The 18,761-nt window shown below is 67.8% G+C and carries 19 protein-coding genes and 1 tRNA gene; 9 read left to right on the forward strand and 11 right to left on the reverse strand.

The features are described 5' to 3' along the window. Together AX685_RS07335 and AX685_RS07340 are read right to left on the reverse strand one after the other, a co-directional pair. Positions 1-289: Arm DNA-binding domain-containing protein (locus AX685_RS07335; protein WP_231738664.1), on the reverse strand; the 289-nt coding region annotated here is incomplete at its 3' end. Between the two features lie 177 nt (positions 290-466). Then, positions 467-553: transfer RNA gene (locus AX685_RS07340), tRNA-Leu, on the reverse strand. Positions 554-751: 198 nt separating this feature from the next. Here AX685_RS07340 and AX685_RS07345 point away from each other — a divergent pair. From AX685_RS07345 to AX685_RS07380, 8 genes are all read left to right on the forward strand, one after another. Continuing rightward, complete coding sequence (locus AX685_RS07345; protein WP_066487047.1) at positions 752-1,678, forward strand: complex I NDUFA9 subunit family protein; 927 nt, start codon at positions 752-754, stop codon at positions 1,676-1,678. A 42-nt stretch (positions 1,679-1,720) separates the two neighbouring features. Next, the gene (locus AX685_RS07350) at positions 1,721-2,521 is read left to right on the forward strand and encodes an undecaprenyl-diphosphate phosphatase (RefSeq protein WP_066487049.1); all 801 of its coding nucleotides are present in this window, start codon (positions 1,721-1,723) and stop codon (positions 2,519-2,521) included. A gap of 155 nt (positions 2,522-2,676) precedes the next feature. Further along, the gene (locus AX685_RS07355) at positions 2,677-4,116 is read left to right on the forward strand and encodes an NAD(P)-dependent oxidoreductase (RefSeq protein WP_066487051.1); all 1,440 of its coding nucleotides are present in this window, start codon (positions 2,677-2,679) and stop codon (positions 4,114-4,116) included. Next, complete coding sequence (locus tag AX685_RS07360; protein WP_141397029.1) at positions 4,116-4,874, forward strand: DUF2059 domain-containing protein; 759 nt, start codon at positions 4,116-4,118, stop codon at positions 4,872-4,874. The genes AX685_RS07355 and AX685_RS07360 overlap by 1 nt, the downstream gene beginning before the upstream one ends. Next, complete coding sequence (gltB, locus tag AX685_RS07365) at positions 4,874-9,409, forward strand: glutamate synthase large subunit (RefSeq protein ID WP_066487061.1); 4,536 nt, start codon at positions 4,874-4,876, stop codon at positions 9,407-9,409. The genes AX685_RS07360 and gltB overlap by 1 nt, the downstream gene beginning before the upstream one ends. 259 nt (positions 9,410-9,668) lie before the next feature. Further along, complete coding sequence (locus tag AX685_RS07370; RefSeq protein WP_066487063.1) at positions 9,669-10,340, forward strand: glutathione S-transferase family protein; 672 nt, start codon at positions 9,669-9,671, stop codon at positions 10,338-10,340. Then, complete coding sequence (locus AX685_RS07375) at positions 10,340-10,711, forward strand: tRNA-binding protein (protein ID WP_066487065.1); 372 nt, start codon at positions 10,340-10,342, stop codon at positions 10,709-10,711. The genes AX685_RS07370 and AX685_RS07375 overlap by 1 nt, the downstream gene beginning before the upstream one ends. After that, complete coding sequence (locus AX685_RS07380; protein ID WP_066487068.1) at positions 10,711-11,127, forward strand: secondary thiamine-phosphate synthase enzyme YjbQ; 417 nt, start codon at positions 10,711-10,713, stop codon at positions 11,125-11,127. Before AX685_RS07375 ends, AX685_RS07380 begins: the two co-directional genes overlap by 1 nt. Positions 11,128-11,231: 104 nt before the next feature. On the opposite strand, the gene AX685_RS07385 is transcribed toward AX685_RS07380, so the two are convergent. Together AX685_RS07385 and AX685_RS07390 are read right to left on the reverse strand one after the other, a co-directional pair. Next, positions 11,232-11,960 carry a class I SAM-dependent methyltransferase gene (locus AX685_RS07385; RefSeq protein WP_066487071.1) on the reverse strand — a complete coding sequence of 243 codons (729 nt, stop codon included), beginning with the start codon at positions 11,958-11,960 and terminating at the stop codon, positions 11,232-11,234. A gap of 3 nt (positions 11,961-11,963) precedes the next feature. Continuing rightward, positions 11,964-12,377 carry a GtrA family protein gene (locus AX685_RS07390; protein ID WP_231738665.1) on the reverse strand — a complete coding sequence of 138 codons (414 nt, stop codon included), beginning with the start codon at positions 12,375-12,377 and terminating at the stop codon, positions 11,964-11,966. 123 nt (positions 12,378-12,500) lie between these two features. On the opposite strand from AX685_RS07390, the gene AX685_RS07395 reads away from it, so the two are divergent. Further along, a complete protein-coding gene (locus AX685_RS07395) occupies positions 12,501-14,291 on the forward strand; it encodes a hypothetical protein (protein WP_066487109.1) in 1,791 nt (596 codons plus the stop codon). A gap of 178 nt (positions 14,292-14,469) precedes the next feature. Here the strand turns inward: AX685_RS07395 and AX685_RS07400 are convergent, their stop codons facing one another. Genes AX685_RS07400 through AX685_RS07430 form a run of 7 tightly spaced genes read right to left on the reverse strand, consistent with a single transcriptional unit; the run spans position 14,470 to position 18,573 of the window. Continuing rightward, the gene (locus AX685_RS07400) at positions 14,470-15,087 is read right to left on the reverse strand and encodes a MarC family protein (protein WP_066487075.1); all 618 of its coding nucleotides are present in this window, start codon (positions 15,085-15,087) and stop codon (positions 14,470-14,472) included. 10 nt (positions 15,088-15,097) lie between these two features. Next, on the reverse strand, positions 15,098-15,967 hold the full coding sequence (folD, locus tag AX685_RS07405) for a bifunctional methylenetetrahydrofolate dehydrogenase/methenyltetrahydrofolate cyclohydrolase FolD (RefSeq protein ID WP_066487078.1): 870 nt from the start codon (positions 15,965-15,967) through the stop codon (positions 15,098-15,100). After that, complete coding sequence (locus AX685_RS07410) at positions 15,964-16,266, reverse strand: DUF167 domain-containing protein (RefSeq protein WP_066487081.1); 303 nt, start codon at positions 16,264-16,266, stop codon at positions 15,964-15,966. Before AX685_RS07410 ends, folD begins: the two co-directional genes overlap by 4 nt. Next, the gene (locus AX685_RS07415) at positions 16,263-16,574 is read right to left on the reverse strand and encodes a YggT family protein (RefSeq protein WP_066487082.1); all 312 of its coding nucleotides are present in this window, start codon (positions 16,572-16,574) and stop codon (positions 16,263-16,265) included. The genes AX685_RS07410 and AX685_RS07415 overlap by 4 nt, the downstream gene beginning before the upstream one ends. 56 nt (positions 16,575-16,630) lie before the next feature. Further along, positions 16,631-17,527, reverse strand: coding sequence for an acetylglutamate kinase (gene argB, locus AX685_RS07420; protein ID WP_066487095.1), 897 nt, complete (start codon positions 17,525-17,527; stop codon positions 16,631-16,633). Between the two features lie 25 nt (positions 17,528-17,552). Then, positions 17,553-18,239: a queuosine precursor transporter gene (locus tag AX685_RS07425; protein WP_066487097.1), complete on the reverse strand. Its 687-nt coding sequence runs from the start codon at positions 18,237-18,239 to the stop codon at positions 17,553-17,555. Positions 18,240-18,294: 55 nt separating this feature from the next. Further along, positions 18,295-18,573: a DUF3297 family protein gene (locus AX685_RS07430; RefSeq protein ID WP_066487099.1), complete on the reverse strand. Its 279-nt coding sequence runs from the start codon at positions 18,571-18,573 to the stop codon at positions 18,295-18,297. Between the last annotated feature and the right edge of the window lie 188 nt (positions 18,574-18,761).

Raw genomic sequence — 18,761 nt, forward strand, 5'->3', positions numbered from 1 at the left:
CCTTTTCGACGCCGATCACCCCGCTACCGGGGTCCTTTTTCCACGCCGATCCACATCGATCCCTTCCGTAAGCTTCTTTTTGGCGTCGTCGCGGCGCGCGCGCCTCGGCGAGGCTTACGGCTGGCCATCCGCCGAGATGGAGCTTCTTCTGCTTGTTCAGGAACCGATAGTTGAAGCGCCACAGCTTCGAGCCGTTGGGCTGGACGACGAGGTACAGGTTTTGTGAATCGGAGAGTTGCCAAGCCTTCGTCTTGGGCTTGGCGGCGTTGATCTGGATGTAGGTCAGCATGGTCGTTTTCCCAGCAGGGCCGGGTCGATCCGAGGGCATCAAAAAGGGCAGCATTATGTGGTCGCTGCTGATGCCCATAGGCGGATTTCGCCGGACGATGTCTGGCGATTCTCCGTCAAGAAATGCTGCGAAACCAGTCGCTTACTGGACGATGCCGGACGTATCCAGAGCCAGTAGTGGTGCCCAGAAGAGGACTCGAACCTCCACGCCGTTACCAGCGCCGCCACCTGAAGACGGTGCGTCTACCAATTCCGCCATCTGGGCACGGGGTAGGCCGGCGCCTCTAGGGGGAAGCGCGGGGGGCTGTCAACAGCATCTTTGCGCGGGGCCGACATTTCTTTTCGCCGCGCGCCTGCCCGACCATGGCGCTCCGCTTCGCTGCGCTGCACCGCGCCCTTGTCTTCGCGGGAACGGAGCGGCTAGGGCAGCGGGGGCGCTGTGGCTTTTCGGATGACGAGGCAGATGAACAACGAACTGGTGACGCTGATCGGGGGCGGCGGCTTCCTGGGCCGCTATGTCGCTCAGGCGCTGTTGCAGGCAGGCGCGCGCGTCCGCGTGGCGCAGCGCGATCCGCGCCAGGCGTTCTTCCTCAAGCCGCTGGGCGGGCTGGGACAGACGCAATTCGTCGCCGCCGACGTCACCCGCCCCGACACGATCGTGCGCGCGGTGCAGGGCGCGTCCGCGGTCGTGAACCTCGTCGGCGTGTTCGGCAAGGATCAGCAGCGCGTCCATGTCGACGGTGCGCGCGCAGTGGCCGAGGCGACGCAGGACGAAGGCGCCGCGCTGGTCCACATCTCCGCCATCGGCGCAGATGCGGCGGGCGATTCCGCCTATGCGCGGACCAAGGGGGCGGGCGAAGGCGCGGTGCGCGCCGCCGCGCCCGACGCGACCATCCTGCGCCCCTCGACCGTATTCGGGCGCGAGGACCAGTTCATCAACCGCTTCGCGCAGATGATCGCAACGTTGCCGGTCGTGCCGGTGCTGCGCGCCGGCGCGCGGTTCCAGCCGGTCTATGCCGCTGATGTCGCCCATGCCGTATTGCGCGCGATCACCGATCCCGCGACATTCGGCGGGCGCACGTTCGAACTGGGCGGCCCGGAAGTGCTGACGATGCTGGAACTGCATCAGCGGATCGCCGCACATATCGGCCGTTCGCCGCATTTCGCCGCCTTGCCCGATGCGCTGGGCGGGTTGATCGCCAGCATGCCGGGCACGCCGATCTCCGCCGATCAGTGGAAGATGCTGCAACACGACAATGTCGTCGGCCCCCATGCGGAGGGGCTGGCCGCGCTGGGCATCACCCCCACCCCGCTCGATTCGGTCGCGCCCGGCTGGCTCGTCCGTTTCCGCAAGGCGGGTCGTTTCGGCGTGCTGAACAGCGCCGCCTGATCCGGCCCTGACCCGCCGCCGGCCGACTACGAAGGAACCTGCATGACCGACCTCCTGACCGCCATCATCCTGGGCATCGTCGAGGGGGTGACGGAATTTCTGCCCGTGTCGTCGACCGGGCATCTGGTGCTGGCCACCGAATTGCTGGGGTATGATCCGCAGAAATGGGCGGTGTTCAACATCGCGATCCAGCCCGGCGCGATCCTGGCGATCGTCGCGCTGTACTGGCGGACGTTCTGGGCGGTGGCGATGGGATTGGTGCGGCGCGAGCCGGCGTCGATCGCGTTCGTGCGCAACCTGCTGATCGCGTTCGTCCCCGCGGTCGCGCTGGGGCTGGCGTTCAACGACCAGATCGAGGCGCTGCTGGAAAGTGCGGTGACAGTCGCCTGGGCGCTGATCGTGGGCGGCATCGCGATCCTGGTGATCGAGCGGCTGGCGCGCACGCACCAGGTCGGCGGGATTTCAGGGGTCAGCGCGGGCCAGTCGGCGAAGATCGGCGTCGTACAATGTATCGCGATGATCCCGGGGGTCAGCAGGTCCGGCGCGACGATCATGGGCGCGATGGCGCTGGGGATCGACCGGCGCACCGCCGCCGAATTCTCGTTCTTCCTCGCGCTGCCGACCCTCACCGGCGCGACCGCGCTGCAACTGGTCAAGCATCGCGACGCGATCACCGGCGGCGACGTTCAGCTGATCGCGGTCGGTTTCTTGGTCTCATTCGTCGTCGCGCTGGCCGTCGTGAAGGCCTTCATGGCAGTGGTGACGAAACATGGCTTTGCGCCGTTCGCCTGGTATCGAATCGTTGCCGGCGCCGCGGCACTGGCGTTCCTTTACCTTCGTTAAGGCCGCATCGGCCGTTATTTTGGGCGTCCAGATGCGAGTCACTTGCAGGTAGGACCTTGAATCCATATTTTTATGTCAGCCCTACTGCCTTATATACGTGAAAGTACGTGACAGCGCGTCTTGAGATATGAGACGCATGCCATCGGAGGACACCGATGGCCGATATGCTGAAGTTCGTTGATCGCCCGCAATCCTATCCCGCGAAGCGCACCGCCGCCGAGCGGGCGGAGGATTTCCGCGAGATCGCCGAACGCTACGCGCCACCCGCGGCGGAGGATCAGGCCGGACGTTGCTCGCAATGCGGCGTGCCTTATTGCTCGGTCCACTGTCCGCTCCACAATCATATCCCCGACTGGCTGCGGCTGACTGCCGAGGGACGGCTGCGCGAAGCGTATGAGCTGTCGAATGCGACCTCGACCATGCCGGAGATCTGCGGCCGCATCTGCCCGCAGGACCGGCTGTGCGAGGGCAATTGCGTCATCGAATTTTCCGGGCACGGCGCAGTCACGATCGGATCGGTGGAAAAGTTCATCACCGACACGGCCTGGGCGGAAGGCTGGGTGGAGCCGCTCGTTCCCGGCCCGGCGCGGGGCCAGTCGGTCGGCGTGATCGGCGCCGGTCCGGCGGGGCTGACCACCGCCGAATATCTGCGCGCGCAGGGGTATGAGGTCCATGTCTACGATCGCCACGATCGTGCCGGCGGGCTGCTGACCTATGGCATCCCCGGCTTCAAACTGGAGAAGCCGGTCGTCATGCGCCGCGTCGATCGCCTGAAGGCGGGCGGCATCGTCTTCCACGAAGGGTTCGAGGTCGGGCGCGACGCCACGCTCGACGAGCTGCGCGCACGGCATGACGCGATCCTGATCGCGACCGGCGTGTACCGGGCGCGCGCGATCGACGTCGACGGCCATGGCCATGGCGGGGTGGTCGCCGCGCTCGACTATCTCACCGCGTCGAACCGCAAGAGCTTCGGCGACGCGGTGCCGGCGTTCGAGGATGGCAGCCTGAACGCGGCCGGAAAGAACGTGGTGGTGATCGGCGGCGGCGATACCGCGATGGACTGCGTGCGCACCGCGATCCGCCAGGGCGCGAAGAGCGTGAAGTGCCTGTACCGGCGCGATCGCGCGAACATGCCCGGCTCGCAGCGCGAAGTCGCCAATGCCGAGGAGGAGGGAGTCGAGTTCGTGTGGCTCGCCGCGCCGGCCGCCTTCGACGGCAGCGACGGCCGCGTCACTGCCGTGCGCGCCAACCGGATGCGGCTGGGGGCGCCCGACGCCAGCGGTCGCCGCGCGCCGGAGGTCGATCCCGGCGGTGCGGAGGACATGCCCGCCGATCTGGTCATCAAAGCACTCGGCTTCGATGCGGAGGAACTGCCGCATCTGTGGGGCGCGCCCGAACTGGGCGTTACGCGCTGGGGCACGGTTTTGGTCGATTCGAAGACGCTGATGACCTCCCTGGACGGCGTGTTTGCCGCCGGCGATATCGTGCGCGGCGCCTCGCTGGTCGTCTGGGCGATCCGCGACGGGCGCGACGTGGCGACGACGATGCACCAGTATCTGAAGGCGAAGGCGAAGGCCGCGAAGGTGGCGGCGTGATGCGCCGGGCCACCTGCGTGCTGCTCGCGACGCTGATCGCGCTGCCCGCCGCTGCGCAGACGGCTGCCCCGTCTCCACCACCAGCCGCGATCGCGCCGGATGCCGAACGCCAGTCGCTGGGCACGCAGATCGCCGCCCGACTGTTTCCGGTCGGCACCTATCAGCGGATGATGACCGGCACGATGGACAAGCTGCTGGCCGGTGTGATGGGCAGCGTCGGCACGATGCCGATCGCGCAGCTCGCGACGATGGGCGGTCTTTCCACCGACGATGCCGCGGCGCTGCCGCCGGTGACGCTGGACCAGATCATGGCGATCTACGATCCGCATTATCAGCAACGCAGCCAGCTGCAGATGCGCGCGATGATGGCCGCGATGGGTGAGATGATGGGCCAGTTCGAGCCGCGGATGCGCTCCGCCCTGGCCGCCGCCTACGCCCGCCGCTTCACCGCCGCGCAGCTGCGCGAGATGAACGCCTTCTTCGCCACGCCGACGGGCGGCGCCTTTGCCGCCGAATCGATGACCATCTTCATGGACCCGGAAATGATGCAGGAGATGCAGGGGATGATGCCCGCCATCATCCAGCAGATGCCGGCACTCATGAAGAAGGTGCAGGCCGCGTCGGCGTCGCTGCCGCCGCCGCGCAAGCCGTCCGACCTGACGCCGGCCGAACGCGCGAAACTGGCGCGGCTGCTGGGCACCACCGAACAGAAACTGAAGGATCCGCCGGCCACCCTGGCGATCGAGGGAAACAAGTGATGACCGATCCCCGGACCGAGCAGCGCCAGTATCTCGCCGAACACGGCATGTATCGCCCTGAGTATGAGGGCGATGCCTGCGGCGTCGGCCTCGTCGCCGCGACCGACGGCAAGCCGTCGCGCCGCGTCGTCCAGTCGGCGATCGACGCGCTGAAGGCGGTGTGGCATCGCGGCGCGGTCGATGCCGATGGCAAGACCGGCGACGGCGCGGGCATCCACGTCGACCTGCCGGTGCGCTTCTTCGACGATTGCGTCGCCGCCTCGGGCCACAAATTGCTGCCCAACCGGCTGGCGGTGGGCATGGTGTTCCTGCCGCGCACCGACCTGGGCGCGCAGGAGACGTGCCGGACGATCGTCGAATCCGAAGTGATCGGCGCGGGCTACACCATCTACGGCTGGCGCCAGGTGCCGGTCGACGTCTCGGTCATCGGGATGAAGGCGCAGTCGACGCGGCCCGAGATCGAGCAGATCATGATCGCCGGACCGATGCCGGACGAGGCATCGGCCGAGGAGTTCGAGAAGAACCTGTACCTGGTCCGCCGCCGCATCGAAAAGCGCGTGATCGCAGCGCAGATCCAGGGCTTCTACATCTGTTCGCTGTCGTGCCGCTCGATCATCTACAAGGGGCTGTTCCTGGCGGAGAGCCTGTCGGTTTTCTATCCCGACCTGAACGACGCGCGTTTCGAAAGTCGCGTCGCGATCTTCCACCAGCGGTATTCGACCAACACCTTCCCGCAATGGTGGCTGGCGCAGCCGTTCCGCTGCCTGGCGCACAATGGCGAGATCAACACGATCCGCGGCAACAAGAACTGGATGCTCAGCCACGAAATTCGCATGGCCTCGATCGCGTTCGGGGAACATTCGGAGGATATCAAGCCGGTGATCCCGGCCGGCGCGTCCGATACCGCCGCGCTGGACGCCACGTTCGAGGCGATCTGCCGTTCGGGCCGCGACGCCCCCACCGCCAAGCTGATGCTGGTGCCCGAGGCGTGGCAGAAGAGCGCCGACACGCCCGAAAGCCATTCGGCGATGTACCAGTATCTCGCCTCGGTGATGGAGCCGTGGGACGGCCCGGCCGCGCTGGCGATGACCGACGGGCGCTGGGCGGTCGGCGGCGTCGATCGCAACGCGCTGCGCCCGCTGCGCTATACCGAAACCGCCGACGGGCTGCTGATCGTCGGATCGGAAGCCGGGATGGTCGTCGTCCCCGAAAGCACCATCGTCGCCAAGGGGCGGCTGGGGCCGGGGCAGATGATCGCGGTCGACCTGGCCGAAGGCCGCGTTCTGCGCGATCGCGAGATCAAGGACAAGATCGCCGCCGAGCAGGATTATGCCGCGATGATCGGCGAATTCTCGACGCTGGACGATCTGCCCCCCGCCCCCGCCGACAGCGTCACCCGCTACGACCGTGCCGAACTGACGCGGCGGCAGGTCGCCGCCGGGCAGACGATCGAGGACATGGAACTGATCCTGTCTCCGATGGTCGAGACGGCCAAGGAAGCGATCGGCTCGATGGGCGACGATACGCCGCTGGCGGTCATTTCCGACAAGCCGCGCCTCATCAGCCAGTTCTTCCGCCAGAATTTCGCGCAGGTCACGAACCCGCCGATCGACCCGCTGCGCGAACGCTATGTGATGAGCCTGAAGACGCGCTTCGGGAATCTCGCCAACATCCTCGATACCGAGGACCGGCGTGAGCGCGTGCTGGTGCTCGACAGCCCGGTGCTGACCTCCACCGACTGGGCGCGGCTGAAGGCCTATTTCGGCAATGCCGCCGCCGATATCGACTGCACGTTCGAGGCGAACGGCGGGCCGGAGAAGCTGCGCGCCGCGATCCAGCGCATCCGCAACCAGGCCGAACAGGCGGTGCGCGAGGGCAAGAGCGAGCTGTTCCTGACCGACGAGCATATCGGCCCCGATCGCGTCGCGATCCCCGGCGTGCTGGCGGCGGCGGCGGTGCACACCCACTTGGTCCGCCGCGGCCTGCGCTCCTACGCCTCGGTCAACGTGCGCGCGTCGGAATGCCTCGACACGCATTATTATGCGGTGCTGATCGGCGTCGGCGCGACGACCGTGAACGCCTATCTGGCCGAAGCGGCGATCGCCGATCGCCAGGCGCGCGGGCTGTTCGGCGACCTGTCGATCGAAGAATGCCTGAAGCGCCACAAGAAGGCGATCGAGGAAGGGCTGCTCAAAATCCTGTCGAAGATGGGGATTGCGGTCATCTCCAGCTATCGCGGCGGCTATAATTTCGAGGCGGTCGGCCTCAGCCGCGCGCTGGTCAACGATCTGTTCCCGGGAATGCCCGCCAAGATCAGCGGCGAAGGCTATGCGTCGCTCCATGTCAACGCCAGCGACCGGCACGAAGCCGCGTTCGACGGTATGGGTCCCGGGGGTGTCGCGACGCTGCCGATCGGCGGCTTCTACCGCCAGCGCCATACCGGGGAAGCGCACGCCTATTCGGCGCAGCTGATGCACCTGCTGCAGACCGCGGTGTCGACCGACAGCTATTCCAGCTACCTGCAATTTTCGCGCGGGGTGGCCGATCTGCCGCCGATCTACCTGCGCGACCTGTTGCAGTTCAACTTCCCCAAGGAAGGCGTGCCGGTCGACCAGGTCGAGGCGATCACCGAAATCCGCAAGCGCTTCGTGACGCCGGGCATGTCGCTGGGCGCGCTGTCGCCGGAGGCGCATGAGACGCTGGCGATCGCGATGAACCGCATCGGCGCGAAGGCGGTGTCGGGCGAGGGCGGCGAGGACAAGATCCGCTACCAGCCGTATGACAATGGCGACAACGCCAATTCGGTCATCAAGCAGATCGCCTCGGGCCGCTTCGGCGTGACCGCCGAATATCTCAACGCCTGCGAGGAGATCGAGATCAAGGTCGCGCAGGGCGCCAAGCCCGGCGAGGGCGGCCAGCTGCCCGGCTTCAAGGTGACCGAGTTCATCGCCAAGCTGCGCCATGCCACGCCGGGGGTGACGCTCATCTCGCCCCCGCCGCACCACGACATCTATTCGATCGAGGATCTAGCGCAGCTGATCTACGACCTGAAGCAGATCAATCCGCGCGCGCGGGTGTGCGTGAAGCTGGTCAGCTCGGCCGGGATCGGCACCGTCGCGGCGGGCGTGGCGAAGGCGCATGCCGACGTCATCCTCGTGTCCGGCCATGTCGGCGGCACCGGCGCGTCGCCCCAGACGTCGATCAAGTACGCGGGCACGCCGTGGGAAATGGGCCTGTCGGAGGTCAACCAGGTGCTGACGCTCAACGGCCTGCGCGGGCGGATCAAGCTGCGCGCGGACGGCGGGCTGAAGACCGGGCGCGATATCGTGATCGCCGCGATCCTGGGCGCAGAAGAGTTCGGCATCGGCACGCTGTCACTGGTCGCGATGGGCTGCATCATGGTGCGCCAGTGCCATTCGAACACCTGCCCGGTCGGCGTGTGCACGCAGGACGAGGCGCTGCGCGGCAAGTTCGTCGGCACGCCGGAAAAGGTCATCAACCTGATGACCTTCATTGCCGAGGAAGTGCGCGACATCCTGGCGCGGCTGGGCGTCCGTTCGCTCGACGAGATCATCGGCCGCACCGAATTGCTGCGCCAGGTCAGCCGCGGTGCCGAGCATCTTGACGACCTCGACCTGAACCCGATCCTCGCCAAGGTGGACGCCACCGACGCCGAGCGCCGCTTCAGCCTGTCCACCTTCCGCAACGAGGTGCCCGACAGCCTGGACGCGCAGATCATCAAGGATGCCGCGGCGGTCTTCTCCCGCGGGGAGAAGATGCAGCTGACCTATTCGGTGCGCAACACACACCGCGCGGTCGGCACGCGCCTGTCGAGCGAGATCACGCGCGCCTTCGGCATGTCGAAGCTGGCGGAGGGACATGTCACCGTCCGCCTGCGTGGCTCGGCGGGCCAGTCGCTGGGCGCGTTCCTGTGCAGTGGAATCACGCTGGAGGTGTTCGGCGACGCCAACGATTACGTCGGCAAGGGACTGTCGGGCGGAACGATCATCGTGCGCCCCGCCGTCTCCTCGCCGCTGGTCAGCCATGACAACACGATCTTGGGCAATACCGTCCTGTACGGCGCGACCGCGGGCAAGCTGTTCGCGGCCGGCCAGGCGGGCGAACGCTTCGCGGTGCGCAACTCGGGCGCCAATGTGGTGGTCGAAGGGTGCGGCGCGAACGGCTGCGAGTACATGACCGGTGGCATCGCGGTGCTGCTGGGCGAGGTCGGCGCCAATTTCGGCGCCGGCATGACCGGCGGCATGGCGTTCGTCTATGACGCGGCGGGCACTTTCGCCCGGCGCGCCAACCCGGAGAACATCGTGTGGCAGCGCGTCGCCTCCGCGCATTGGGAGGAGATACTGCGTGCGCTGATCGCGGAACATGCCGCGAGCACCGACAGCCGCTGGTCACGCGGGCTGCTGGAGGACTGGCAGCGCACGCTCGGCCATTTCTGGCAGGTGGTCCCGCGCGAGATGCTGTCGCGCCTCGCCCACCCGCTCGACGACAGCGAGGCGCTGGAAGCCGCGGAGTGAGGGGTTATCGTGCGGACCGGATATCGGTGCGCGCGACATCCTTCCGCTTCAGGATCGCCAGCACCGCCGACGCGCGAGCGCGTTCACGTCGGCAGCCCGCGCTCGCTCATCAGCCGGTGGATCGCGCGTTCGATCTCAGCGTGCTTGACGCTGATGCCCATACGCTTTCCATAACACGACGGGCCGGTTACCAGAACGGTCCGTATCGTATCGAGACCGCTTCCCCTCGCCCCATATTTGCGCCTAACAGCATCCGCTTATGTGGCAGCTCTACCAGTTCCCGCTGTGCCCCTTCACGCGCAAGCTGCGCACGCTCCTCAATGAAAAGGACGTGGGCTATCAGCTGGTGCGCGAAAATCCGTGGGAACGGCGCGATTCGTTCATCGACATGAATCCTGCCGGGCAGACCCCGGTGATGACCGATCACGAACGCGGCATCGTGCTGGTCGATTCGATGGCGATCTGCGAGTATTTCGAGGAGACGGTGGACCGCGTCGCGATGCTGAACGGCACCGCCACCAACCGCGCGGAAATCCGCCGTCTGGTCGCGTGGTTCGACACGCATTTCTATCGCGACGTCACCCAGCCGCTGCTCGACGAACGGATGGTCAAGCGGATCGCGCACCGCGCCGCCCCCGATGCCGCACGCCTGCGCGAGGCGATGAAGTCCGCGGTCGGGCATCTCGATTACATCGACTTCCTGCTCGACCACCGCAAATGGATCGCCGGCGCGACGATCAGCCTCGCCGATCTGGCCGCGGCGGCGCAGATTTCGGTCGCCGATTACCTCGGTGGGATCGACTGGACCGGGCACGCGCATACGAAGGCATGGTATTCCGCGTTCAAGAGCCGCCGCAGCTTCCGCCCGCTCCTGGCCGAGCGGATCAGCGGGATCGAGCCGCCGAACTATTACGAGAATCCGGACTTCTGATGCACGTCACCCACGATCCCGCCGCGGCGCCCGCGCCCGAGATCGCGTTCGACGATTTCCTGAAGGTCGACGTCCGCGTCGGCACGATCATTACCGCCGATCCGTTCCCGGAGGCGCGCAAGCCCGCGTTCAAGCTGACGATCGATTTCGGCCCGACAATCGGCGTGAAAAGGTCGTCGGCGCAGATCACCGAACATTATACGTGCGAGGCGCTGGTCGGGCGGCAGGTCGCCGCGGTGGTCAATTTCCCCCCGCGCCAGATAGGCAGGTTCGTGTCGCAGGTGCTGACGCTGGGCTTTCCTGATGCCGATGGGAAGGTCGTGCTGGTCACCCCGACCGTGGCGGTGCCGAACGGCGGGCGGCTGTTCTGATGCGTCAGGCGCATGGCCAACTGTCGATCGCGACGCGCGGCGCCGGGCTGGTGGAGATCACCCCGCAGGTCGCGGACTGGCTGGCGGCGCAGGCGATCGACGCCGGGCTGCTGACCGTCTTTTGCCGCCACACCTCCGCCTCCTTGCTCATCAACGAAAATGCCGCGCCGGCGGTGCAGCGCGACATCCAGCGCTATTTCGCGCGGATCGCTCCCGAATCGGGCGGCTATGAGCATGACGACGAAGGGCCGGATGACATGCCCGCGCACCTGCGCACCGCGCTGACGCAGGTGTCGCTCTCGGTCTCCGTCGCGGACGGCGCGATGGTGCTCGGCACGTGGCAGGGAATCTACCTGTTCGAGCACCGCGCCCGTCCCCAAACCCGCCACATCGCGCTGCACGTGATCGGGGAATAGGGCGGTCGCCTCCGTCCGTCGCATCAGCGAAAGCCGGGGCATCTGGCGGCTCCTGCGCTCGCGATCGCCACCAGATTCCAGCCTTCGCCGGGATGACACCTGTACTACGCCGGCTCCGCCAGCGTCAGGATCGACACCCCGATCGGCATCGGCACGCGCCCGACCAGATGCCGCTCCATCCCGAAGATCTTCTCGAACAGCGCGTTGACCGGCGCCGCCGGGGGTGAATCGTCGCTGTCGTCGCGCCCCGTCAGCCGCCCGGCGACGCGCGCCGCTGCGGCCAGCGGGAACAGCAGCGAGTTGAAATAGGTCAGCCCCCGCTCCTTCAGCCCCGCCGCGCGGATCGCCTTCACCAGCGCGCGCTTCGAATAGCGGCGGTGGTGATGGTTGACGACGTCGTGCGCGCTCCACAGCCACTGGTGTGCGGGCACCGCGATCAGGATCTTGCCGCCGGGCGCCAGGCATTCGCGCATCCCCGCCAGTGCTGCGACATCGTCCTCGATATGCTCGACCACGTCGAGCACCGCGATCAGATCGTAGGTGCCGCGCGGCACGCCGGTCAGCGCCGGCAGCGGCGCCTCGCCCACCGGGCGGCCCAGCCGTTGGCTGGCGATCGCGCGCGCGGCGGGATCGATCTCGATCGCGTCGACGGTGCCGAACTGCGCCAGCATCGGCAGATTGTGGCCGGTGCCGCAACCGATCTCCAGGATCGCGGCATCGGCGGGCAGCCGCGCCTCGCGCTCCAGGAAATCGGCCAGGATGTCGCGGCGCGCGCGATACCACCAATGGGTGGAATCATGCTCCGCCATGCGATCGTAGACGCGCCGGTCCATATTCTATCTGAAAACCCAGTTGCGTTGCAGCCAGAAGGTCAGCAGCGGCACCACCGAGACGGCGGGTACCAACGGCCACCACGTCGGGCCATGGAAGAAGGGGCCGGTCACCAGCACCCAGGTGAAAAGCTGCTGAAGCACGAACCCGAACAGCTGGACAAGGAAGAATCGCCGCGCCGTGCGCGCATTGCGCGTGCCATAGCCGCGGAAACTGACCGCGCCATGCGCGAACCGCCCGATCGCGGTCGCCGCCAGGAACGCGATCACCACCGCCAGATTGGGGTTCATGACATAGGTCGCCAGCGGCCAGTAGACCGCGGCATAGAAGGCGGTCATCGCCCCGCCCGTCAGGCCGAAGCGCACCAGCTGCCAGAAGGTCTCGCGCGTCGTCGCGCTGGCCAGAGAGGGGGAACGCACCACCGTTTGTCTTGTCCCCAACAACCTTGCTTGCCCTTTGCGGCGGCAGGCGTAAGCACATCGGCCGCAGGGCGCCTCTAATATCGCAAGCCCGGTGAAGGAAGCGTTTTGACCACCGATCCGATGCACCGCGCAGCCCGGCAGCTTGCCCCCCAGTTCGCCCGCCTGTTCGACCGCGAGTGGATCCGCCTGACGCTGGCGGCGTGGCTGGCAATCATGGCTTGGTATCTGGTCCAGCGCTGGCCCGCGATCCAGTGGCTGTCGCTGGGCGATACCGACGACAACATGCGGCTGATGCAGGTACGCGCCTGGCTGGCCGGACAGGGCTGGTTCGACCTGCGCAACTATCGGCTCAATCCGCCGGGCGGGTTTGATATCCACTGGTCGCGGCTGGTCGACCTGCCGATCGCGGCACTGATCCTCCTCTTCCGCCCGTTCGTCGGCGCGGTGGAGGCGGAGAAGCTGGCGTGCGGGATCGCCCCGATGCTGCCGATGGGGGTGACGCTGGTCGCAATGGGGGCGACGCTGCGCCGGCTGGTCGCACCGCTCGCCTGGCCGCTGGGCATCGCATTGTTCCTGGCGACGACGGTGTGCCTGGGCATGTACATGTCCGAACGGATCGACCACCACGGCTGGCAGCTGGCGATGCTGGCGGTCACCGTCGCGGGGCTGTGCGATCCGGCGCGCGCACGCGGCGGCGCGCTGGTGGGCATCGCCACCGCGGTATCCTTCACGATCGGGCTGGAGATGCTGCCGTATGCCGCGATGGCGGGCGCGATCATCACGCTGTCGTGGATCTGGGACGTGGCGGAACGCCCGCGGCTGGCCGCTTATGCGCTGACGCTGGGCGGCGGGATCGCGGCGGGCTATGCCGGCTTCACCTCCTACGCCAATCGGGTGCTGCGCTGCGACGCGCTGACCCCGGTATGGATGTCGACACTGGTGCTTGCCGCGGCATTGCTGCTGGCGCTGGCGTGGTGGTCGCCGCGACGCGCGGGGCTGCGGCTGGCGTTCGCGGTGGTGGCGGGCGCGGCGGTGGCGGCGTTCTTCGCACACACTTTCCCGCAATGCCTGGGCCGACCGGAACAGGTGTCGCCCGAACTGTACGATAGCTGGCTGTCGCATGTGCGTGAGGCGAAGCCGATCTACGCCCACCCGCTGCGTGTCGCGCTGCCGATCGTCGCGCTGCCGCTGATCGGGCTGATCGGGGCGGCGCTGGCGACGATCCGCGCGCGCCGCGATGCGCGGCTGCTGGGCTGGGCGTGCGTCGCCCTGTTCGGCGCCTTCGCCGCCTTGATGCTGCTGTGGCAGGCGCGCGCCGGGCCGGCGGCGCAGCTGCTGGCGATCCCCGGCGCGGCGGCGCTGATCTGGGCGATGGTGCCGTGGCTGATCGCGCCGCGCCATCGCATGGCGAAGGCGGCGGCGGCGGTCGCGGCGTTCGCCGTCCTGTCGGGCAGCCTGGTGCCGGTGGTGATCCGCTGGTTCGCGATCGATCCGCCCAAACCCTATGTCCAGCGGGTCAACCGCGCGACGGGGCGCTGCCTGACGATTCCGGCAATGGCCCCGCTCAACCGCTGGCCGGCGCAGACGATGTTCACCTTCGTCGATCTCGGCCCGCGGCTCATCACGCTGACCCATCACCGCGCGGTCGCGGGCCCGTATCACCGCAACGGCGATGCGATCCTGGACGTCCACCACGCTTTCGAACGATCGCCGGAAGAAGCGCGCGCGATCATGAAGCGCCACGGCGCGACGATCCTGCTGATCTGTCCGAACATGACCGAATCGACCAATTACCGTGCGGAGGCGCCCAAGGGATTCTACAGCCAGCTGGCGCACGGTGCGCGCTTCGACTGGCTGGAACCGATCCCGGTGCCGGGCCCCTCCCCGTTCCGGGCGTTCCGGATCGAATAGCGGGCCTGCCTCCGAGCCTGCCGTCCCGTCCCGGACCTGTCCAAGCTTTTCCTTCATGCCGGACCTGATCCGGCATCCAGCGTGCCGCGTACCCCTCAGGCGCTGATCCTGCTGAACGGTCGCCGCCGGGACTGCGCCGACGCGACGGGCGCAGCCGCTAGAGCGGTTTCCGACCGATCTAGCGCAGCTGCTCCATCACCCCGTCGATCACGAACTGCACCGCCAGCGCGGACAGCAATACGCCCAGCAGGCGGGTGATGACCGCCTCGATCTTGGCGCCCATGATCCGCATCAGCGGCCCCGCCGCCAGCAGCGCGGCCAGCATCAGCAGCAGGTTCGCGCCCAGCGCCGCCAGCACCACCGCCGACCGCTCGATCCCGTCGTTGCGCGACATCAGCAGCATGATCGTCGCGATCGATCCCGGCCCCGCGATCATCGGCATCGCCATCGGGAAGATCGATACGTCGTCGGCTTCCTCGGGCGAGATCTTCGACGCGCGGTCCTCGCGCCGCTGGGTGCGCTTCTCGAACACCATCTCCAGCGCGATGACGAACAACATGATCCCGCCCGCGATGCGGAAGCTCGCCAGCTCGATCCCCAGCCCGTGGAGCAGCGGCTCGCCGATGAACGCGAACAGCACCAGGATGATCGCCGCGACCACCACTGCACGGATCGCCATCGCGCGGCGATGCGCGGGCGATGCGCCCGACGTCAGCCCGGCGAAGATCGGCGCGCAGCCCGGCGGGTCGATCACGACGAAGAAGGTGACGAAAGCGGAGACGAACAGCTCGATCATGCGCGCGCCGTCACAAGCCGGCCGGGGCGGGCAGCCCGGCGCGCCGGCACGCGGCGACCAGCGTATTGCGCATCAGCACCGCGATCGTCATCGGTCCCACCCCGCCCGGCACCGGGGTCAGCGCGCCGGCCACCCCGGCGACCGCGGGGTCGACGTCGCCGACCAGCCCGGCCTCGGTCCGGTTGATGCCGACGTCGATCACCGTCGCCCCCGGCTTCACCCAGTCGGCCTTGACGAACCCCGGGATGCCGACCGCCGCGACGACGATATCCGCGCCGCGCACATGCGCCGCGACATCGCGCGTGCGGCTGTGGACGGTGGTGACGGTGGCGCTTTCCTTCAGCAGCAACGCGGCCATCGGCTTGCCGACAATGTTCGAGCGGCCGATCACCACCGCCTCCATCCCCGACAGGTCGGGGTGCAGGTCCTTCAGCAGCATCACGCACCCCAGCGGCGTGCACGGCACCAGCCCGTCGATCCCGGTCGCCAGCCGCCCGGCGTTGACCGGGTGGAATCCGTCGACGTCCTTGTCGGGGTCGATCCGCGTCAACACCGCGCGTTCGTCGATATGGCGCGGCAGCGGCAGCTGGACCAGGATGCCGTCGACCGTATCGTCGGCGTTCAGCCGGTCGACCAGCGCGATCAGCGCGTCCTCGCCGGTGTCGGCGGGCAGGCGGTGCTCGAAGCTTTCCATCCCCGCCGCCACCGTCGCCTTGCCCTTCGACCGGACATAGACGGACGAGGCGGGGTCCTCCCCCACCAGCACCACGGCCAGTCCGGGCCTGCGCCCGGCGCGCGCGGTGAATTCGGCCGCCGCATCGCCCACGCGGGCGCGCAAGGTGGCGGCAAAGGCTTTTCCGTCGATGGGGCGTGCGGTCATGACGCGGGCGCATAGAGCGAAGCGGCGATCCGCGCCAGAGCGGTCGCATCGCCCGCGATCGTCAGCCGCTTCACCCGCGCGGTCTGCCCCGCCACCAGCGTCACCGCGCGGCGCGGAACGCCGAAATGCTTTGCCACCAGCGCGACCAGCGCCTCGTTCGCGGCGCCGTCGACGGGCGCCGCCGCCAGCCGCGCGGCCAGATGCTCCGCCGTCCCAGCGGTCAGCGCGTCGCGCCCGCCGCGCGGCGTGACGCGCACCGCGATCGCGATGCCGTCGCCGGTCTCGCGCCAGGCGCTCAGATTGCGGCGCCGCCCGACATCACGCTGACCGCGATGTTGTTGAGGATGATGTTAAGGATGACCAGCAGCAGCAGGACCACCATCGGCGCGAAATCGATCCCGCCGGTGGCCGGCAGGAAGCGGCGGATCGGCCGGTACAACGGCTCGGTCACGCGGTCCAACCCCTCGTGCAGCGAACGGATGAACGGGCTGGAGGTGTTGATGATGTTGAACACGATCAGCAGCGACAGGACGAACTGGATCAGGATGACCCAGCGCACGACCTGGAAGATCACCTGAAGGATCTGGATGATGGTAAGCGTCAGCACGCCGGGCGTCTCCGAAAAGGTGTGTCGCACATATAAGGCACCAGATACGCCGGGGACTAGCCCTTGCGGATCAGCGTACCTGCACCGCGCTTGGTGAAGATTTCGAGCAGCATCGCATGGGGCACGCGCCCGTCGAGTACCACCGCCGCATCGACCCCCGATTCGACCGCGGCGACGCAGGTTTCCAGCTTGGGGATCATGCCCCCGCTGATCGTCCCATCCTCGCGCAGCGCGCGGACCGCGGCGGGGTCCAGATCGGACAGCAACTGCCCCTGCTTGTCCAGCACGCCCGCCACGTCGGTCAGCAGGAAGAATCGCGACGCGCCCAGCGCCGCCGCGATCGCGCCGGCCATCGTATCGGCATTGATGTTGTAGGTGTGGCCGTCCGCCCCGATGCCGATCGGCGCGATCACCGGGATGATCCCCTCGCGGCTCAGCGAATCGATGATCCGCCGGTCCACCGCCACCGGTTCCCCGACGAAGCCCAGGTCGACGTTGCGCTCGATCCCCTGCAGCGGGTCCGGCTGGTTGCGTCCGACCTTCTCGGCCTGCACCAGCCCGGCGTCCTTGCCGGAAATGCCCACCGCACGCCCGCCGGCGCGGCCGATCCAGCCGACGATTTCCTTGTTGATCGATCCGGCCAGCACCATTTCGGCGATCTGCGCGGTTTCGGCGTCGGTGACGCGCAGCCCGTCGACGAACCGCGATTCGACCCCCAGCCGCTTCAGCATGCTGCCGATCTGCGGCCCGCCGCCGTGGACGACGACCGGATTGATGCCGATCGCCTTCAACAGCACGACGTCCTCGGCGAAATCGGCCTGCGCCTCGGGATCGCCCATCGCATGGCCGCCGTATTTCACGACGAAGGTCTTGCCCGCATAACGCTGGAGGTACGGCAGCGCCTCGACGAGCGTCTCGGCCTTCAGCGCGGGGGAAAAAGTGGCGTCGGTCATCGCCGCGCCATAGGGGCAAGCGGGGTCAGCCGTCCAGCCGCCGTCCCAGGCTGACCATCAGGTAGATCAGCGGCGGCACCAGCGCGATCGACAGTACGACCTTCGCCAGCATCTGTCCCGCCATCAGCCAGCCGATCGCCGACAGCCCGAAGGCGATCGAAATGAACAGCACCGAATCGACGATCTGGCTCAGCGCGCTGGCGGTCGCGGCGCGGAACCACAGCAGCCGCCCGCCCTCGCGCCCCTTCAGCCACGAAAAGATCGTGACGTTCAGCGTCTGCGACACGCCATAGGCGACGATCCCGCCCGCCCAGATCCACGGCGTGGCGCCCATCATCTGATTGAACGCGGCCAGATGCCCCGGGTCCATCTCCGGCGCGGGCGGCAGGACCAGCACGATCAGCGTCAGCGCCATCGAGATCAGCAGCGGCACGAACCCGATCAGCACCAGCCGGTTGGCGACCGCGCGGCCATGCAGTTCGGCGACCGCGCTGGAGGTGACGACCAGCAGCAGGAACGCGAAGATCCCCGCCTCCACCGCCAGCGGCGGCAGCCCGAACACCGGCCCCAGCCGCGAGATCGGGCCGAGCGACACCTGCTTGTTGCCCAGAACCCCGGCGATGCACACCATCCCGCCGTAGAAGATCGAGAAGGCGAACAGCGATGGCGGGATGTGGGATCGCGGGATCGGCGGGGCGGCGGCAGGTTCCATAACGTTACCTAGCGGATACGGTCCGGGAGCGACAAGATACCCCCGGCGCGCGTCGTCACTCGCCGTCGGCTGCAGGCGCCTCTGCATCGCCCCCGGCCGGACGCTCGAACCACGCCTCGACCGGGCCGGTCAGCTTGATGGTCAGCGGGCGGCCGCGGCGGTCCATCTTCTTGCCCAGCGCGACGCGGATCCAGCCTTCGGAGATGCTGTATTCCTCGACGTCGGTGCGCTCGGCGCCCTTGAAGCGGATGCCGACGCCGCGTTCCAGCGCCGTCTGGTCGAAATACGGGCTGCGCGGGTCGATCGACAGATGGTCGGGAGGGGTATCGCTCATGGCGCGCGCTGTTGCCGCAATCGCGCGGCGACCGCCACAAAAAACGGCACGGGAACCGTCGCCCCCGTGCCGTCCTGCCGTTTACCAGCCGTATCCGTAATAGCCACGCGGCGCGTTATAGTAATAATCGCGCTCATAGACCCGCGGCGGGGGGGGCGGCGCATAGTAACGCTCGCGGTACACCACAC

The organism is Sphingomonas sp. CCH9-F2 (genome assembly GCF_001556735.1).
GTDB classification, from domain to species: domain Bacteria; phylum Pseudomonadota; class Alphaproteobacteria; order Sphingomonadales; family Sphingomonadaceae; genus Sphingomonas; species Sphingomonas ginsenosidimutans.

What these genes read in the sequence shown, in the direction of transcription:
- AX685_RS07395 (WP_066487109.1), top strand. Translation starts at nt 12,501, where the DNA reads ATGCACCGCGCAGCCCGGCAGCTTGCCCCCCAGTTCGCCCGCCTGTTC.
- folD (WP_066487078.1), bottom strand. Translation starts at nt 15,967, where the DNA reads ATGACCGCACGCCCCATCGACGGAAAAGCCTTTGCCGCCACCTTGCGC.
- AX685_RS07380 (WP_066487068.1), top strand. Translation starts at nt 10,711, where the DNA reads ATGCGTCAGGCGCATGGCCAACTGTCGATCGCGACGCGCGGCGCCGGG.
- AX685_RS07425 (WP_066487097.1), bottom strand. Translation starts at nt 18,239, where the DNA reads ATGGAACCTGCCGCCGCCCCGCCGATCCCGCGATCCCACATCCCGCCA.
- AX685_RS07385 (WP_066487071.1), bottom strand. Translation starts at nt 11,960, where the DNA reads ATGGACCGGCGCGTCTACGATCGCATGGCGGAGCATGATTCCACCCAT.
- AX685_RS07350 (WP_066487049.1), top strand. Translation starts at nt 1,721, where the DNA reads ATGACCGACCTCCTGACCGCCATCATCCTGGGCATCGTCGAGGGGGTG.
- AX685_RS07375 (WP_066487065.1), top strand. Translation starts at nt 10,340, where the DNA reads ATGCACGTCACCCACGATCCCGCCGCGGCGCCCGCGCCCGAGATCGCG.
- AX685_RS07355 (WP_066487051.1), top strand. Translation starts at nt 2,677, where the DNA reads ATGGCCGATATGCTGAAGTTCGTTGATCGCCCGCAATCCTATCCCGCG.
- AX685_RS07430 (WP_066487099.1), bottom strand. Translation starts at nt 18,573, where the DNA reads ATGAGCGATACCCCTCCCGACCATCTGTCGATCGACCCGCGCAGCCCG.
- argB (WP_066487095.1), bottom strand. Translation starts at nt 17,527, where the DNA reads ATGACCGACGCCACTTTTTCCCCCGCGCTGAAGGCCGAGACGCTCGTC.
- AX685_RS07370 (WP_066487063.1), top strand. Translation starts at nt 9,669, where the DNA reads ATGTGGCAGCTCTACCAGTTCCCGCTGTGCCCCTTCACGCGCAAGCTG.
- gltB (WP_066487061.1), top strand. Translation starts at nt 4,874, where the DNA reads ATGACCGATCCCCGGACCGAGCAGCGCCAGTATCTCGCCGAACACGGC.
- AX685_RS07360 (WP_141397029.1), top strand. Translation starts at nt 4,116, where the DNA reads ATGCGCCGGGCCACCTGCGTGCTGCTCGCGACGCTGATCGCGCTGCCC.
- AX685_RS07400 (WP_066487075.1), bottom strand. Translation starts at nt 15,087, where the DNA reads ATGATCGAGCTGTTCGTCTCCGCTTTCGTCACCTTCTTCGTCGTGATC.
- AX685_RS07345 (WP_066487047.1), top strand. Translation starts at nt 752, where the DNA reads ATGAACAACGAACTGGTGACGCTGATCGGGGGCGGCGGCTTCCTGGGC.